16 protein-coding genes and 1 tRNA gene are annotated in these 14,305 nt (G+C 71.1%); 13 read left to right on the top strand and 4 right to left on the bottom strand.

Annotated features, from left to right (window positions below; translation table 11 throughout):
* Positions 1-44 precede the first annotated feature (44 nt).
* Entirely contained in the window at positions 45-821 is a 777-nt protein-coding gene (locus tag OIE47_RS02570) for an SDR family oxidoreductase (protein WP_326559857.1), read from the top strand.
* A 126-nt stretch (positions 822-947) separates the two neighbouring features.
* On the opposite strand, the gene OIE47_RS02565 is transcribed toward OIE47_RS02570, so the two are convergent.
* On the bottom strand, positions 948-1,379 hold the full coding sequence (locus OIE47_RS02565; protein WP_121159322.1) for an SsgA family sporulation/cell division regulator: 432 nt from the start codon (positions 1,377-1,379) through the stop codon (positions 948-950).
* 380 nt (positions 1,380-1,759) lie between these two features.
* Between OIE47_RS02565 and OIE47_RS02560 the strand changes: the two genes are divergently transcribed.
* The 9 genes from OIE47_RS02560 to OIE47_RS02520 all read left to right on the top strand — a co-directional run bounded on the left by OIE47_RS02560 (position 1,760) and on the right by OIE47_RS02520 (position 8,136).
* Positions 1,760-2,242: a TIGR02611 family protein gene (locus tag OIE47_RS02560; RefSeq protein ID WP_442792040.1), complete on the top strand. Its 483-nt coding sequence runs from the start codon at positions 1,760-1,762 to the stop codon at positions 2,240-2,242.
* 50 nt (positions 2,243-2,292) lie between these two features.
* A tRNA-Val gene (locus OIE47_RS02555) sits at positions 2,293-2,367 on the top strand.
* A gap of 619 nt (positions 2,368-2,986) precedes the next feature.
* Complete coding sequence (locus tag OIE47_RS02550; protein ID WP_326559856.1) at positions 2,987-3,463, top strand: hypothetical protein; 477 nt, start codon at positions 2,987-2,989, stop codon at positions 3,461-3,463.
* Between the two features lie 28 nt (positions 3,464-3,491).
* Positions 3,492-4,154, top strand: a complete 663-nt coding sequence (locus tag OIE47_RS02545; protein WP_326559855.1) for a GOLPH3/VPS74 family protein — start codon at positions 3,492-3,494, stop codon at positions 4,152-4,154.
* A gap of 64 nt (positions 4,155-4,218) precedes the next feature.
* Entirely contained in the window at positions 4,219-4,494 is a 276-nt protein-coding gene (locus OIE47_RS02540; RefSeq protein WP_326559854.1) for a hypothetical protein, read from the top strand.
* The gene (locus OIE47_RS02535) at positions 4,491-4,814 is read left to right on the top strand and encodes a hypothetical protein (RefSeq protein WP_326559853.1); all 324 of its coding nucleotides are present in this window, start codon (positions 4,491-4,493) and stop codon (positions 4,812-4,814) included. The genes OIE47_RS02540 and OIE47_RS02535 overlap by 4 nt, the downstream gene beginning before the upstream one ends.
* A gap of 99 nt (positions 4,815-4,913) precedes the next feature.
* Positions 4,914-5,381: a DUF5709 domain-containing protein gene (locus OIE47_RS02530; RefSeq protein WP_326559852.1), complete on the top strand. Its 468-nt coding sequence runs from the start codon at positions 4,914-4,916 to the stop codon at positions 5,379-5,381.
* A 113-nt stretch (positions 5,382-5,494) separates the two neighbouring features.
* Positions 5,495-6,100: a copper resistance CopC family protein gene (locus OIE47_RS02525; RefSeq protein WP_326559851.1), complete on the top strand. Its 606-nt coding sequence runs from the start codon at positions 5,495-5,497 to the stop codon at positions 6,098-6,100.
* Entirely contained in the window at positions 6,097-8,136 is a 2,040-nt protein-coding gene (locus OIE47_RS02520; protein WP_326559850.1) for a bifunctional copper resistance protein CopD/cytochrome c oxidase assembly protein, read from the top strand. The genes OIE47_RS02525 and OIE47_RS02520 overlap by 4 nt, the downstream gene beginning before the upstream one ends.
* A 39-nt stretch (positions 8,137-8,175) precedes the next feature.
* Here the strand turns inward: OIE47_RS02520 and OIE47_RS02515 are convergent, their stop codons facing one another.
* Complete coding sequence (locus OIE47_RS02515) at positions 8,176-8,940, bottom strand: zf-HC2 domain-containing protein (RefSeq protein WP_326559849.1); 765 nt, start codon at positions 8,938-8,940, stop codon at positions 8,176-8,178.
* Positions 8,941-9,019: 79 nt separating this feature from the next.
* On the opposite strand from OIE47_RS02515, the gene OIE47_RS02510 reads away from it, so the two are divergent.
* Together OIE47_RS02510 and OIE47_RS02505 are read left to right on the top strand one after the other, a co-directional pair.
* Positions 9,020-9,604, top strand: coding sequence for a sigma-70 family RNA polymerase sigma factor (locus OIE47_RS02510; protein ID WP_326559848.1), 585 nt, complete (start codon positions 9,020-9,022; stop codon positions 9,602-9,604).
* Positions 9,605-9,837: 233 nt separating this feature from the next.
* On the top strand, positions 9,838-11,439 hold the full coding sequence (locus OIE47_RS02505; protein WP_326559847.1) for a flavin monoamine oxidase family protein: 1,602 nt from the start codon (positions 9,838-9,840) through the stop codon (positions 11,437-11,439).
* 97 nt (positions 11,440-11,536) lie between these two features.
* Here the strand turns inward: OIE47_RS02505 and OIE47_RS02500 are convergent, their stop codons facing one another.
* Positions 11,537-12,232 carry a GntR family transcriptional regulator gene (locus OIE47_RS02500; RefSeq protein WP_326559846.1) on the bottom strand — a complete coding sequence of 232 codons (696 nt, stop codon included), beginning with the start codon at positions 12,230-12,232 and terminating at the stop codon, positions 11,537-11,539.
* A 123-nt stretch (positions 12,233-12,355) separates the two neighbouring features.
* Complete coding sequence (locus OIE47_RS02495; RefSeq protein WP_326559845.1) at positions 12,356-13,033, bottom strand: GntR family transcriptional regulator; 678 nt, start codon at positions 13,031-13,033, stop codon at positions 12,356-12,358.
* 155 nt (positions 13,034-13,188) lie between these two features.
* Here OIE47_RS02495 and OIE47_RS02490 point away from each other — a divergent pair, with 155 nt between their 5' ends.
* Positions 13,189-14,244 carry a sugar ABC transporter substrate-binding protein gene (locus OIE47_RS02490; protein ID WP_326559844.1) on the top strand — a complete coding sequence of 352 codons (1,056 nt, stop codon included), beginning with the start codon at positions 13,189-13,191 and terminating at the stop codon, positions 14,242-14,244.
* The last annotated feature ends 61 nt before the right edge of the window (positions 14,245-14,305 follow it).

Here is a 14,305-nt window from a genome sequence, read left to right as displayed (position 1 = left end):
GATGTCACAAGAGTGACAAACGGCGATTCCTGGAAGAGGTGCGCATGCCGGGGTTGTTCGCGGTCGAGGGGAAGACGGTCCTGGTCACCGGCGGGTCCCGGGGGATCGGGCTGATGATCGCCCAGGGCTTCGTCGAGGCCGGGGCGCGCGTGATCGTCTCCTCCCGTCGGGCCGACGTCTGCGACGAGGTGGCGCGGCGCCTCTCCGACTTCGGCACCTGTGAGTCGATCCCGGCGGACCTCTCCAGCGCGGACGGAGCGCTCCGGCTCGCCGAGGCGGTGGCCGCACGGGTGCCCGCGCTCGACGTACTGGTGAACAACGCCGGGGCGACCTGGGGTGCGCCGCTGGAGGCGTACCCGGAGAGCGCGTTCGACAAGCTCTGGGCGGTCAACGTCAAGGCGGTGTTCACGCTCACCACCGCGCTGCTGCCGGCGCTACGGGGAGCGGCGACGGTCGAGGACCCGGCCCGCGTCATCAACATCGGGTCGATCGACGGCATCCGGGTGCCCTCGATGGAGGTGTACGCCTACTCGGCGACGAAGGCGGCGGTGCACATGCTGACCCGGAGCCTGGCGCACCAGTTGGCCCCCGAGCACATCACGGTGAACGCCATCGCCCCCGGCCCGTTCGAGAGCAAGATGATGGCTTTCGCGTTGGATGACCCGAATACCCGGGCGGCGATCGAGCACCAGGTCCCGCTGGGCCGGATCGGTCGACCGGACGACATGGCCGGTGCGGCGATCTACCTGGCGTCGCGGGCGGGTGCGTACCTGACCGGGGCGGTCATCCCGGTCGACGGTGGGATCACCACCCACGGCTGACCGGTCGACCCGTGGGCTCACCACCCACGGCTGGGTCGCCACGCACCGGCGTACCCGATCGGGACGGTTCGACGCCGCGCGGACTCGGCAGGTCCGCGCGGCGCCGCTGTTTGTCCGGGCCGTGACTCAGCGACCGGCGAGGAGCCGGTTGACCGCGGCGTCGACGTCGAGGTGCTCGCTCTCCCGGCCCCGGGGCACGACCACGTAGGTCCGCCGGAGGAACCTGACCAGAACACTGCGAGGCACCTCAAACAGGGCATTCCCATCTGGTGAAGAAAGGGCGAGCGCGACGAAGTCCCCCCGAGGTGTGGCCCACGGCCAGACCCGGACATCGCCAATTCCGGCGGGCTCGTCGAGCCCGGTGACGAGTAGCTCTCGGGCGAAGGACCAACTGACCGCTTCGCCGCCGGCAGATTCGGCATGAAACAGGACATGAACCGCGTACGGGTCGGCTGGGTCGTAGCGCAGACTGGCACGCACCGGCAGCGCGGTGGCATCAGGTGCGACGAGCCTTAACGACGTCTCGACCTCGACTGTCGTCGGTCGGATGACACTCATGGACGTTCTCCCCCCGGCACCGCTGCGGGGCGTACGTGCCCCGCTTTTCCCATCCTCAGGTGATGAACCTGGTTACGCTCCGCCATACGCTGATCTCACCCAGTAGTGGGAAGAGGGTCCCCAAACGCCGCTCGAAATCGAAAATTTAGGTAGGATGTCCAGTTCTACCCAGGTCTTTGATCCCACCCGGCGTCGGGTGGTTCACACGTCGACTCACTCCGGTAACGTCCAGTCGTCCTGTTGAGTGACGGGCCGGGCCGACACTGGGGGGCGAATTGGTCATGAAATGCTCCTCAATGGAGCAATAAACCAGTGACGGCGACCACGAGGATCCCGGTCGAGCATGGGGGACACTGGTGGTCGAGGAGCGGAGGAACCACGTGCCCGACGACGAGCGCGTCGCCTACGAGAGCCAGCCTCGGCCGGCCGATGGTGACTCCCTGTTGGCCGAGCGGGAACAGCCGCCGACGGGGTTCCGGCAGCGGGTCCAGACCACCCTGGAGATCATCCGGGCCAACCCGACCGGCCGGATCGCACTCAAGGTCATCGTGGCGGTGGTCGGAGCGATCGTGGTGCTCGTCGGCCTGGCACTCATCCCGCTGCCCGGACCGGGCTGGCTCCTGGTGATCGCCGGCCTGGGCGTCTGGGCGGTCGAATACCACTGGGCCCGCCGCCTGCTCACCTTCACCCGGCGCAACGTCCAGGCCTGGACCCGCTGGGCCACCCGGCAGTCCTGGCCCGTACGTCTCCTGCTCGGCGCGTTCGGCCTGGTCTTCGTCAGCGTTGTCGTCTGGCTGTCGCTGAAACTCAGCCTCGGTATCGACCTCGTCGCCGAGGCGCTGCACTACCTCGCGACGCACTGACCCCGAAGATGCGCGGTGCCGACCGGATCAGGTACAGTCATGCGCGCTGAGGGCGATTAGCTCAGTGGGAGAGCGCTTCGTTCACACCGAAGAGGTCGCTGGTTCGATACCAGCATCGCCCACCAGGTAAGAGGGTATGTCCATTGATGGACATACCCTCTTTTCGTTGCCGGGTGCCCCGCCCCGACACCGGTCCCCAAGTACGCCCGACCGCCGTGGCGCGCCTGCGGCGCACCGCCGAGCGCACACCGAGGGTCCCGCCCGTGGCGTGAGCGTGATCACTTCGGTCGGGACCGGCGGTGGCGCCACTGCGCGGAAACGCCCCAATACGCAATGCCACGGCGCCGCCGATTCGGCCGCCGGCCCGAGCCGAATCAGCGGGATCCCGACGATTGTCGGAACCGTCCGAAGGCTCGACTTACACGACTCGCCCGTTCTCCGGACTCGCTGCTCGGAATGCTCGTCCATTTCCGCATTGGGGGGCGGCGGTACCCGAACGGCCAGCCGGAACCGTCCTGTCGGTGCGGGCATCGGGATCGCCGTAACCCGCGTAAGGGTCCGTCGTTGATCGCGTGAGAAGCGGTGGTGCGACGAGCGGCCGGGCAGCACCGGCCCGCGGTTCGGCAAGCCGTCGCCACTCCTCGGCCGTCTGCCGACCGCCGTTCGCGACCTGTCCGTCCGGACGATGCGAGAGCCGGGCGACCGGTCATGTCGCGCCTGGCGATCCTTATCCACACTGGACGCATGAGCGTGGATGCCCCCGGGCCGTCCGATCCGGGTGGGGCGACCGAGTCGCCCCACCGCTGGGTGTACGACAGCAGGGGTGCACTCGTCTACGACCACGAGCCGGGGCTGCCGGACGGGCCGCTACCGGACGCACTTCGGGCCGCTGCCCACTCCTCGCTGGTGGGTGTCCTGCTCGGAGTGCTGATCCTGGTGGTGGCGGACATCTTCGGGATCAACGAATTCGTCGGTCTGGCCGCCGCCGCGGCCGCCAACGGTCTCGACCAGGTGCGGCGTGGCCACCGGTTGCGCGCCTTCTTCGCGTACGCGATCACCGTCGTCTGCGTGGTGCCCGGCGTCTGGCTGCTCGGAACGTGGCTGCCGGAGCCGTGGCGGTCCTTCGTGCCGTTCGCGGTCGCACTGGTCATCGGGAGCCAGGTGGCCACCGCCGCCCTGTACCTGCGTCGGCGTGGGGCCGCCGGCCCGCCGGACGTCTGACGTGCTCGGTGTTCCTACCATCGGCTGGATGGACATCAATCTGGCCGAGGAACTGCTCCTGCTGGCCTACCGGGAGGACGGGGCGCCCGCCCCGGACTCGTCCTGGCTGGACTACGGGCTGGCCGGCGGGGTGCTGGTCGAGTTGGCGGTCGCCGGTCGGGTCGCCCCGGTCGAGGGCCGGTTGCGAGTGGTCGACCCGACGCCGACCGGTGACCCGGTTGTCGACCGGGGACTGGCCGAGATCGCGTCGGCCCCTACGGACGGTTCCGCGCGGGAGTGGGTGGACCGGTTGCGGGCGGGTCTGCGCGAGGCGGTGCTGGACCGGTTGGTCGGGCGCGGCCTGCTCCGGCGTACGGAGGAGCGGGTGCTGTGGGTCTTCCCCACCTCCCGGTACCCGTCGACCTCCACGGATGAACCCGCACCCGAACTCGACGCCCGCCGCCGGCTCGGACTGGCCCTGGCCGGCACCTCCCCGCCCGACCCGCGTACGCATGCGCTCTGGTCGTTGGTCTGCGGCACCGGCCTGATCGCCTCGGCCTTCCCCGGCCACCCGCCGGAGGAGGTGAAGCGGCGGCTCGCCGCGTTCGGCGAGCCGCAGTGGGCGGACCGGGCGGTACGCGACGCGCTGGCCGAACTGGAGATCGCGCTGGCCGCTACCACCACCGTGATGATCATGGGTGGAAACAGCTGAGCTGGCGCTCGACAATGCTTACGTGACCGATGCGTTTTGGTATGCGGCTGAGTATGCTGCCTCGATGGCAACCGATCGAGTCACCATCACCCTCGATGCCCTCACCCGCGAGGCCGCGCAGCGCAGCGCCGAAGCCGCCGGGGTCTCCTTCTCCGCGTACGTCAACCGGGCGGTCCGCCGGCAGACCCTGGCCGACTCGATGCGCGCCGAGGCCGCGTACCTGGCGGCGCACCCGGCGGTTCGGGCGGAACTGGTCCGGCACGCCGAGCAGGACGAGGTCGAACGGGGCGTCGCGTACGCGGCGGAGCTGGACAGGGTCAGCCGGACGCGCGCGTCGTGAGGCAGGGCGAGATCCGCCCGTACCGCCCGATCGGCCCGCGCCGGGAGCTGTACGTGCTGGTCGTCTCGGCGGACGAGTTCAACGCCGACCCGGTCTCCCGACCGATCTGCGTCGACGTGGTGCCCGGGTGGCCGTCCTCGGGGATCAGCATCCCGCTGACCTCGCGGGACCCGGTCGAGGGTGTGGTCCGGGTGGCCACGATCGGCAGCCGGTCGCGGGACGCGCTCGGCGAGCCGGTCGGGATGATCACCGGCCAGACCCTGGCCCGGGTCTGGGAGGCGTTCCATGTGATCCTCGACCTACCGGGTGGCGCCCGCTGACCGTACCCCCGGGCTGCCCGGCTGCGGTCCGTACCGGCGGTGGCTAGGCTCGCCCACGGCGGGCATGGGTGCCGGCCACGGGCAGCGAGGAGATTCGACATGACCACCCCTGACGGATCGGCCGAGACGGACGTCTGGTTCCCCCACGACGAGGGCCAACTGTCGGCGGACGACACGCTGGAGGACCGCGGGCTCGACGACGCCCTCGACGAGGGCTACTCCCCGCCGGAGAACTACCGGGGCTCGACCGCCTTCGGCGTGACCGCCGAGGAGGCCAGCATCGGCGAGTCGCTCGACCAGCGGATCGCCCAGGAGGTTCCGGAGCAGGCGACCCCGTGGGAACGCCCCGCCCTCCTCACCGACGTCGACGAGGACGCGCTGTCCCGCGAGGCCGACGAGTTCCTCGACGCCAACGAGGTCGGCGACCTGCGCGCGGGCCGGCTGGTCGCGCCCGACCAGGGACTCGGACCGGACCTCGAGGGTGAGTCCGTCGGCAGCGACGTCGGGATCGACGGTGGCGGCGCGTCGGCCGAGGAGGCCGCGATGCACATCGTCGAGTTCCCCTGACCCACCTGAGGGCGTTTCGCCTGGTGTGACGCGGCCCGCACCGGTGTCCGGGAACTCACCGGGACGCCGGCACGACCACCTACCCGGATTCGCGGGCGGTGGAAGTGGGGTCGGTGGTGGTGCACGGTCGGTTGGCGGTGGTGTGGTCCGGGTTGCCGGTGGGCCGACGGGTCGTGATCCGGGTGGCGATGCTGGCCGGGGCCGGTCTGGCCGTGCTGCTCGCCGGTCTGCCGGTCCTCACCACCCCGGCCTGGGCGCACTCCCGGCTGCTCGGGACCGACCCGGCCGACGGGACGACCGTGACCGGTCCGTTGCCGGCGGTGACCCTGACCTTCAACGAGGTTGTCCGGGCCGACCTGAGCACGGTCCTGGTCGAGGGTGCGGACCACACCGGCTACGGCGACGGGCCGGCGCGGGTGGTGGACCACCGGATGAGCCAACCGGTGCACCCGCTGCGATCGGGTGACTACCGGGTGGCGTGGCGGGCCATCTCCGCGGACGGGCATCCGATCGAGGGCGAGTTCCGGTTCACCGTCGCGCTCCCGCCCGGCCGGGAGCCGGCCCCGCCGGCCGAACCGGTGCGGGCGGCGGCGCCGGTCGCAACGACCGGCGGTTCGACTCCGCTGTGGTGGTGGGTGGCCGGCGCGGTCACCCTGGGCGCCGTCGCCGCCGGCTTGATCCGGGTACGCCGACGCCGACCGACCGGTACCACCCGATGAGCGGCGACGGCGTACCCGTGCCCGAGGCTCCCGTCACCTCCTCGCCGGTCCGTGGCGGTCGGCTGTGGTGGTTGCCGGTGTCGGTCGGTGCGGCGGCGCTGGCGGTGCTGCTGCTGGCACTGCGGTACGGCGGCGGGCTGGACAGCACCGTCATCACCGGCCTGCCCGATCCCGGACCGGTCACCCGGTGGGCGATGCCGATCGTCCGGGTGGCCCTGGACGGGCTGGCCACCGTGACCGTCGGCCTGCTGGTCACCGCGGCGTTCCTGCTCCCCGGCGACGGGGCCAGCGTCTCGCCGCGCGGCTACCTGCTGCTGCGCCGGGCGACCGGGTGGGCTGTCGGCTGGGCGGTGGCGGCGACGACCATGCTGGTGCTGACCGTCTCCGACCTGCTCGGCCAGCCGGTCGACCGGCTGCGTTCGGCGACCGTGTTCAGCTTCGCCACCTCGATCAGCCAGGGCCGGGCACTGGCATTGCAGGCCGGGCTGGCGCTGCTGCTGGCCGTACTGACCCGGGTCGGGGTGTCCCGGGCCCTGGCCGCGACGACGGCCGTACTGGCGCTGGTCGCGGTGCTGCCGCCGGCGTTCACCGGGCACGCGGCCGGTGCCGGCAACCACCAGTTGGCGGTGACCAGCCTCGCCCTGCACGTACTCGCCGCCTCGGTGTGGGTCGGTGGGCTGGTCGGGCTGCTCATGCTCCGGCGCAGCCGGCTGCTGCCCGACGCCGCGGCCCGCTACAGCCGGCTCGCCCTGGCCTGCTTCGTGGTGGTGGCGGCCAGCGGGCTGACCAATGCGTGGGTGCGGCTGGGCGACTGGGGGCAGCTCTGGCACTCCAGCTACGGCGGGCTGGTCCTCGCGAAGATCGCCGCGCTGCTGGTGCTGGGCGGGATCGGCGTCGTGCACCGGGCCCGTACGCTGCCGGCCCTGCGAGCCGGGGCGGGGTGGGCGTTCGGTCGGCTGGCCGCCGGGGAACTGGTCGTCTTCGCGGCCACCTTCGGCCTGGCGGTGGCGCTGTCCCGCAGCCCGACCCCGGAACCGGTGAACCCGGTCGGCCCGGATCCGCTGGTGGAACTGCTCGGCTTCGGCATGCCGCCGGCACCCACCGCCGCCCGGATGCTCGGCGAGGTGCTGCCGGACATGTTCTTCCTGGCGGTGACGGCGTTCGGCATCGCCGCCTACCTGGCCGGCGTACGTCGGCTGCGCCGCGACGGGCACCACTGGCCCTGGTCGCGTACCGGTAGCTGGGTGGCCGGGATGCTGCTGCTCGCCGCGATCACGAACCTCGGCGTCGCGCGGTACGCGTACCTGCTGTTCAGCGTGCACATGGTCCAGCACATGGTGCTCTCCATGGCGGTGCCGATCCTGCTGGTCGGCGGGGCACCGCTCACACTGGCCCTGCGGGCGCTGCGTCGGCCGACCGATCCGCAGGTGCGCGGGGCCCGGGAGTGGCTGCTGATCCTGATCCACAGCCGGGTCCTGCGGGTGCTGACCCATCCGCTGGTCGCCCTCGGGCTCTACGTCGCCAGCCTCTACGGCCTGTACTTCAGCGGGCTGCTCGGCACCCTGATGCGTTACCACCTCGGGCACCTGGCGATGCTCACCCATTTCGTACTGGTCGGCTACCTGCTGTTCTGGGTGCTGATCGGCATCGACCCCGGGCGTCGGCCGTTGCCCCAACCGTTGCTCGTGATCATCCACTTCGCCGCGATGATCTTCCACGCGTTCCTGGGCGTGATCCTGATGCAGTCGACCACGGTCATCGCCCCCGACTGGTACGACGCTGTCCATCCGGACTGGGCCGGGTCGCTCCTGTCCGACCAGCATCTCGGTGCCGGCATCGCTTGGTCGTTCGGTGAGGTGCCGGCCGCGATCGTGATGATCCTGCTGGTACGGCAGTGGATCCGGGCGGACGAGCGGGAGCAGGCCCGGCTCGACCGGGCCGCCGACCGGGCGCAGGCCAACGGCGAGGAGGACGAGTTGGCCCGCTACAACAACTTCCTGGCCGAGGCCGCCCGCCGGGAGGGCCGCGGCGGGTAACCCGTCACGCGGCGCGGGGGTCGCCGAGTGGGGTAGTTTTCAGGCGGCGCGGTGGTCGTCGTGGCGGGCGTGGGCCGGGCCGGGGTGGTTGCGGACCAGGCGCAGCGGTGGGACGGGGGCGGCGACCTCGTCGGCGTCGAAGCTGGCCCGCCAGCGCGACGGGCCGGGCTGGCGCCGCTGCGGTGGCTCGCCGGGGTCCAGCGCCGGCCGGGTCAGGACGAGGATGATCACGTAACCGGCCAGGATGAAGCCGTGGCTGAGGATCCGGCTGACGTCCACCCGTCCGACGATCATGTCGTTCGCGGAGAGCAGGGTGAGTACGGCCACGAAGGCGGTCAGCGTGGGCAGGATCCCCACCGGCCGGGTACGGCGCAGCGCGATCCAGCCGAAGCCGGCGCCGATCGCCACGTTCCAGGCGGCGGACTCGTGCCACAGGTGGTTCGGCGGGACGGTGGTCCCGGCGAGGTTGTGCAGGTGCTGGGTGCCCGCGATGCCGGCGATCTGCGCCGCACCGAGGACGAACTGCACCCCACCGAGTACGCCGAGCAGGATCCGCAGCGTGATGGCCACCCGGAGCCGGCCCGGACCGGGTGCCGCCGCGAGCACCCGCTCGTCGAGTACGGGCATCGTGCCGACCAGGCTGGTTCGGGCCAGCCGGGTCACCGAAGCGGCAGAATCAACCCAGGACTGGCATTCCTGACATTCTCCGAGGTGCGCCTCCAGGGCGGGCCGCTCGGCGGGATCATCCTCGCCGTCCAGCCACGCCGAGAGCGTCTCCCGGTACTGTTCACACCCCACACCCATATTGTCGGTCCCCGGATCCGTCGAGTTCCCATGGAACTGCCGCAACCCTAACCGGGGCGGCACAGGTTAACCTTCCAACATGCCTGCGACCGGGTCCGACGACGACGAGATCACGCGCTGGGCGTTGGCCGCGAAGGCCGGCGACCGGACCGCGGCGGGTGCCTTCATCCGGGCCACCCAGCATGACGTGCACCGTTTCGTCACGCATCTGATCGGGCACGCCGACGCCGAGGACCTCACCCAGGAGACGTACCTGCGGGCGATGCGGGCGCTGCCCCGGTTCGCGGCCCGGTCGTCCGCGCGTACCTGGCTGCTGGCGATCGCCCGCCGGGTGGCGGCCGACCACATCCGGGCGCTGGTCCGCCGCCCGCGCACCGCCGAGCTGGCCGACTGGCAGGGGGCGGCCGACGCCGCCAGGGCCGGTCACGGGTCCGGCTTCGAAGAGGAAGTCGTGCTCGACCAGTTGCTCCGTACGCTGCCGCGCGACCGGCGGGAGGCGTTCGTCGCCACCCAGGTCGCCGGGCTGAGCTACGCCGAGGCGGCCGAGGTCTGCGACTGTCCGGTGGGCACCATCCGGTCCCGGGTGGCCCGGGCACGGGCGGACCTGGTCGCCGCGATGCGGGCCCAGGGCGGCCCGGACGACCACGTACGCGTCACCGGCTGACCCCGACCGGCTCACCTCCGTCACAGGCACGGCATCCCGCGACGGCCCATGTCCGTCGGGCCCGGTGGCCCGCGACGGCCCATGTCCGTCGGGCTGGTGGTCCGCGTCCATCGATCGGCGACTGACCGCGTTCATCGAAGATCAGCGAAATGCGGTGGCAACATCATTTCGCTTCACCGGTAACAGTCGGCACAGAGACTCGGCGTCCCACGGATCTTGATAAAGGGGGACGTATGAGCCACCACACGCAACCCGCCCTGAACCGGCGCGGCTTCCTGCGGGCAGTCGGTGCCAGCGGCGGAGCGGGCGCGATGCTCGCGACCATGGGCGCCCTGGGACTCGCGCCGACCGCCGCGTCGGCCGCGCCCGCGTTCCGCGCACCCGAGCGATCCGACTTCCACCTGACCGGCCGCGGTGCCGCGCGCGTGGTCATTCTCGGCGGCGGCATCGCCGGCCTGGCCACCGCGTACGAGCTGGGCAAGGCCGGGTACGACTGCACGATCCTGGAGGCGCGCGCGGTCGCCGGCGGCCGTAACCGCACCATCCGCGGCGGTGATTCCGAAACCGACCTGGACGGGCACACCCAGAAGGCGAAGTTCTCCTCCGGCACCTACCTCAACGCGGGTCCGGGTCGGTTGGCGCAGTGGATGGTCACCCTGGACTACTGCCGTGAGCTCGGGGTGCCGATCGAGGTGTTCACCAACGCCAACGCCGACGCCCGGATCTACAACGAGGCGACCGGGATGACCTCGGCCCAGCGCTACCGCACCGCCAGGGCCGACGTGTACGGCTACGTCTCCGAACTGCTCGCCAAGGCGACCGACCAGGGGGCGCTGGACGCCCGGCTCACCGCCGAGGACAAGACCCGCCTGCTGTCGTTCCTGCAGAGTTTCGGTGCGATCGGTGGGCGTACCAGCGGGTTCGCGTACACCGGAACCAGCCGGCGCGGGTACGCGGCCTACCCCGGGGCCGGCAACGACGCCGGGACCCTGCTCGGTGCCCCGCCACCGCTGTCGGACGTGTTCGCCAGCAACGTCGGACGGTACTTCTCCTTCGAACTCGGTTACGACCAGGCGATGCTGATGTTCCAGCCGGTCGACGGGATGGACGCGATTCCGAAGGCGCTCAGTCGGGCGGTCGGCAACCACCGGATCCGGCTCGGCGCCGAGGTCACCGGGGTGACCAACCGGGGCCACGAGGTGGAGGTGACCTACCGCCAGGGCCGGCACGAGAAGTCGATCCGGGCCGACTACTGCGTGGGAACACTGCCGCCGAACCTGATGGCGCGGGTGCCGCACAACCTCGGCACCAACGTGACCGCCGCGCTGGCCAGCTTCCCGGTCACCGCCTCCGGCAAGATCGGCCTGGAGTACCGCAGCCGCTGGTGGGAGACGGACGAGCGGATCTACGGCGGGATCACCGAGACCGACCTCGACCTGTCGCACATCTGGTACCCGTCGTACGGCTTCCACGGCAAGCGGGGTCTGATCGTCGGTTACTACAACACCGGCGCGAACGCGCGGACGTACAGCGCGCTGACGCCGGCCGAGCGGGAGGCACGGGCCGTGGCCCAGGGCGTGAAGATCCACGGGGAGAAGTACCGCAGCGAGCTGGCCACCTCCTTCTCGCACGCCTGGGACCGTACCCGCTACCTGGAGGGTGCCTGGACCTCGCCGCCGCACGGCACCGCCGGCTACAACCTGCTGCTCCAGCCGGCCGGGCGGGTCTACTTCGCCGGTGACTGGCTGAGCCACGAGACCGCGTGGCAGCACGGCTCGTTCGTCTCCGCCCGGTCGGTGGTGACCGCCCTGCACCAGCGGGTGATGTCGAGCTGACCGACACCGTCCCTCCCGGACGTGGGACCGGGAGGGGCTGATCGTGGACGCCGGGCGGGACGCGGCAGGATCCGCTCCCGGCCCGGCGTCCGCGCGTTCAGGTCAGCCGCTGCCGGGCCCGTTCCAGGTGCGCTTCCATCGCCGCGTACGCACCATCCGGATCGCCCTGCGCGACGGCCGCCGCGATGTCCCGGTGTTCGGCCACCGTCGCGCTGCCCAGCGGGGCGGTGTAGCGGCGGCGGAACAGGTGCAGGTGGCAGTGCGTACGCGCGAACGCCCGCAGGAGCTGGTGGTTGCCGGCGAGTTCGGCGATCTGTCGGTGGAACCGGTCGTCGTGTCCGGCGAGGTCCTGGTAGTCGGCGTAGCTCTCGCCGGCCGGCAACGTGCTGACCGAGTCCACTTCGGCGCGTAGCCGGGACAGCCCGGCCTCGTCGCGCCGCTGTGCCGCGCGGGCGGCGGCCCACGGCTCGATCAGACCGCGGAACTCGAACAGGTCGTCGACCTGGGCCGGGGTGAGGATCGGGGTGACCGAGTATCCCCGCAGGGGTTCCTTCCCGGCGAGCCCCTCGGATTCGAGCCGGACCAGCGCCTCCCGGATCGGGGTCGAGGAGACCCGCAGGTCACGGGCGAGCTGGTCGATGCTGAGCCGGCCCCGGGGTGGGATCACGTGGTCCATGATGAGCCGTTTGATCGCCTGGTAGACGTCCTCGGTCAGGGTCTGTCGGGCGGGCAGCGGGACCAGTGCCGTCGGCCCGGTCGGCCTGTCCGCGTGGTGCACCGGAGCATTGACCATCGGTGTCTCCCGCCCGGGCGATGAAACTCGTAGATGACGAGGATAGCCCAGCGACGATGGCCTTATCGTGCTTGATCGATCGGGTCCCGTTCGGACACCCTCCGGAAGTCCAGTAGGGACGGGCTACTCGAAAGCGGGCAGGTGGCGGTCCCGGGCCCGATCGAGGTGGTCCCGCATGGCCGCCTCGGCGGCGTCGGGCGTACCCGCCCGGATCGCGTCGGCGATCCGCTGGTGCTCCGCGCCGGTGGTGCCGGTCTCCGCGTACGGGAAGTAGCGGCGGTGCAGGTGCAGGTGGGCGTGCAACCGGGCGATCCCGTCGGCGAGCAACGGGTTGCCGGCGGCGGTGGCGACCAGCTCGTGGAACCGGGCGTCGAGTGTGGTGAACGCGGCGTGCCAGTGCCAGCCCTCCGGGTCGCCGTCGTCGGTGTCGACCGTGGTGGCGGCTTCGGCGCAGATCGCCGCCCGGAGCCGGTCACTCGCGCGTTCGGCGGCGTACCTGGCGGCGGCGGTCTCCAGCAGCGAGCGCATCTCGAACATGTGGGTGAACTCGGCCCGAGTCAGCAGCGGGCTCACCGTGTAACCGACCAGGGGACGCTTGCGGACCAGCCCGTCGGCTTCGAGTCGGGCCAGCGCCTCGCGAATCGGGGTGGGGGAGACGGCCAGGTCACGGGCGAGCGCGTCGATGTTGATCCGGTCCCCGGGGGTCAGCGTGTGCTCCAGCACCAGGACCTTGAGCGTCTCGTACACGTCCTCGCCGAGGGTCGACCGGCGTAGCGGACGGACCGGCTGCTGGTTGACCATCCGTCTCCTCCTGCGGTGCCGCCGCGCTCAGCCCGACACGCCTTGGTAACGACGGCATGTTTCTTCGAGGTTAAGCCTTGACGCGAGCGAGTGTGATCGACTAAACATCCATGATACATCCTATAGGATCCACGATATGCGCGAAAGGTGCGGTCATGAATCGGAGCCCGTTGACTCGGCTCGGCGCCGCGGCTGCCATCCTGGTGCTCGGCACCCTGGCCACCGCCGGATGCACCAAGAAAAGTGAGAACGAGGCGGCCGGCGCGACCACGCGGGCGGCCGACCAGGTGAAGATCGCCCTCGTGTCGGGCGGGGCCCACCCGTACTTCCAGCCGTGGAAGGAAACGGCCGCGAAGGTCAAGACCGACCTCGGGGTGGCCGACGTCGCGTTCAACGAGACCTCGGGCTGGGACCAGACCAAGCAGAACGACGTGCTCAAGGCGCTGGCCGCCCAGGGCTACAACGCCTTCGGCATCTTCGGGGTGGCCCCGGAGAACATCAACGCCACCTTCGAGGACCTCAAGGGCCAGGGCTTCGCCGTCGCCTCGCTCGCCTCCTGCCCCGCCGGAGACGTCAACAAGGCCGACTTCTGCCTCTCCACCGACGTCGAACTCGCCGCGTACAAGGCCGGACAGGCCGCGGTCGAGGCGATCGGCGGCCAGGGCAACCTGGTCCACCTCACCGGCAACAAGGTCGACTCCAACACCCAGCGCCGGATGGCCGGCGTGCAGAAGGCGGTCGACGAGACCGGCGGCAAGGTCAAGCTGGTGCAGACCGTGACCGACGTGGACAAGGACCTGCAGAGCGCGCAGAAGGCCGTCGCCGACCTGCTCGCCGCCAAGGGCACCCAGATCCAGGGCATCGTCAACACCGCGTACAACCCGGCGGTCGCCTCCGCCGAGGGCGTCAAGCAGGCCAAGCTGCCGATCAAGGTGATCGCGATCGACGACGACCAGACCATCCTGGCCGGGATCCGGGACGGCTCCGTCGCCGGCACCGTGCTCCAGAACCCGGTCGGGCAGGCGTCCGTCGGGTCGTACGCGCTGACCAAGCTCTCCGGCGGCTGCACGGTCAGCACGCCCGGCGTGGTCATCGACTCCGGGTCCTTCGTGGTCACCAAGGCCAACGTGGACAACTACGAGACCGACCGGCAGGCCAAGACGGACGAGCTGAAGAAGGCGTTCGACAGCCAGTACCTGACCTGCCAGTAGTCGACCCGGCCGGTCAGCGGTCACCGCTGGCCGGCCCGGTAGTCGAACGCGCCCCACCCCC

The organism is Micromonospora sp. NBC_01796, from assembly GCF_035917455.1.
GTDB lineage: Bacteria > Actinomycetota > Actinomycetes > Mycobacteriales > Micromonosporaceae > Micromonospora_G.
The sequence above is the reverse complement of the archived record's forward strand: the minus strand, read 5'-3'. Positions and strand labels throughout refer to the sequence as shown.

Bases quoted from the DNA above. Each gene is read 5' to 3' on its own strand.
- OIE47_RS02550 (WP_326559856.1), top strand. From the start codon at position 2,987: ATGAGCGTGGATGCCCCCGGGCCGTCCGATCCGGGTGGGGCGACCGAG.
- OIE47_RS02530 (WP_326559852.1), top strand. From the start codon at position 4,914: ATGACCACCCCTGACGGATCGGCCGAGACGGACGTCTGGTTCCCCCAC.
- OIE47_RS02500 (WP_326559846.1), bottom strand. From the start codon at position 12,232: ATGGTCAATGCTCCGGTGCACCACGCGGACAGGCCGACCGGGCCGACG.
- OIE47_RS02545 (WP_326559855.1), top strand. From the start codon at position 3,492: ATGGACATCAATCTGGCCGAGGAACTGCTCCTGCTGGCCTACCGGGAG.
- OIE47_RS02515 (WP_326559849.1), bottom strand. From the start codon at position 8,940: ATGGGTGTGGGGTGTGAACAGTACCGGGAGACGCTCTCGGCGTGGCTG.
- OIE47_RS02565 (WP_121159322.1), bottom strand. From the start codon at position 1,379: ATGAGTGTCATCCGACCGACGACAGTCGAGGTCGAGACGTCGTTAAGG.
- OIE47_RS02540 (WP_326559854.1), top strand. From the start codon at position 4,219: ATGGCAACCGATCGAGTCACCATCACCCTCGATGCCCTCACCCGCGAG.
- OIE47_RS02495 (WP_326559845.1), bottom strand. From the start codon at position 13,033: ATGGTCAACCAGCAGCCGGTCCGTCCGCTACGCCGGTCGACCCTCGGC.
- OIE47_RS02490 (WP_326559844.1), top strand. From the start codon at position 13,189: ATGAATCGGAGCCCGTTGACTCGGCTCGGCGCCGCGGCTGCCATCCTG.
- OIE47_RS02520 (WP_326559850.1), top strand. From the start codon at position 6,097: ATGAGCGGCGACGGCGTACCCGTGCCCGAGGCTCCCGTCACCTCCTCG.
- OIE47_RS02510 (WP_326559848.1), top strand. From the start codon at position 9,020: ATGCCTGCGACCGGGTCCGACGACGACGAGATCACGCGCTGGGCGTTG.
- OIE47_RS02505 (WP_326559847.1), top strand. From the start codon at position 9,838: ATGAGCCACCACACGCAACCCGCCCTGAACCGGCGCGGCTTCCTGCGG.
- OIE47_RS02570 (WP_326559857.1), top strand. From the start codon at position 45: ATGCCGGGGTTGTTCGCGGTCGAGGGGAAGACGGTCCTGGTCACCGGC.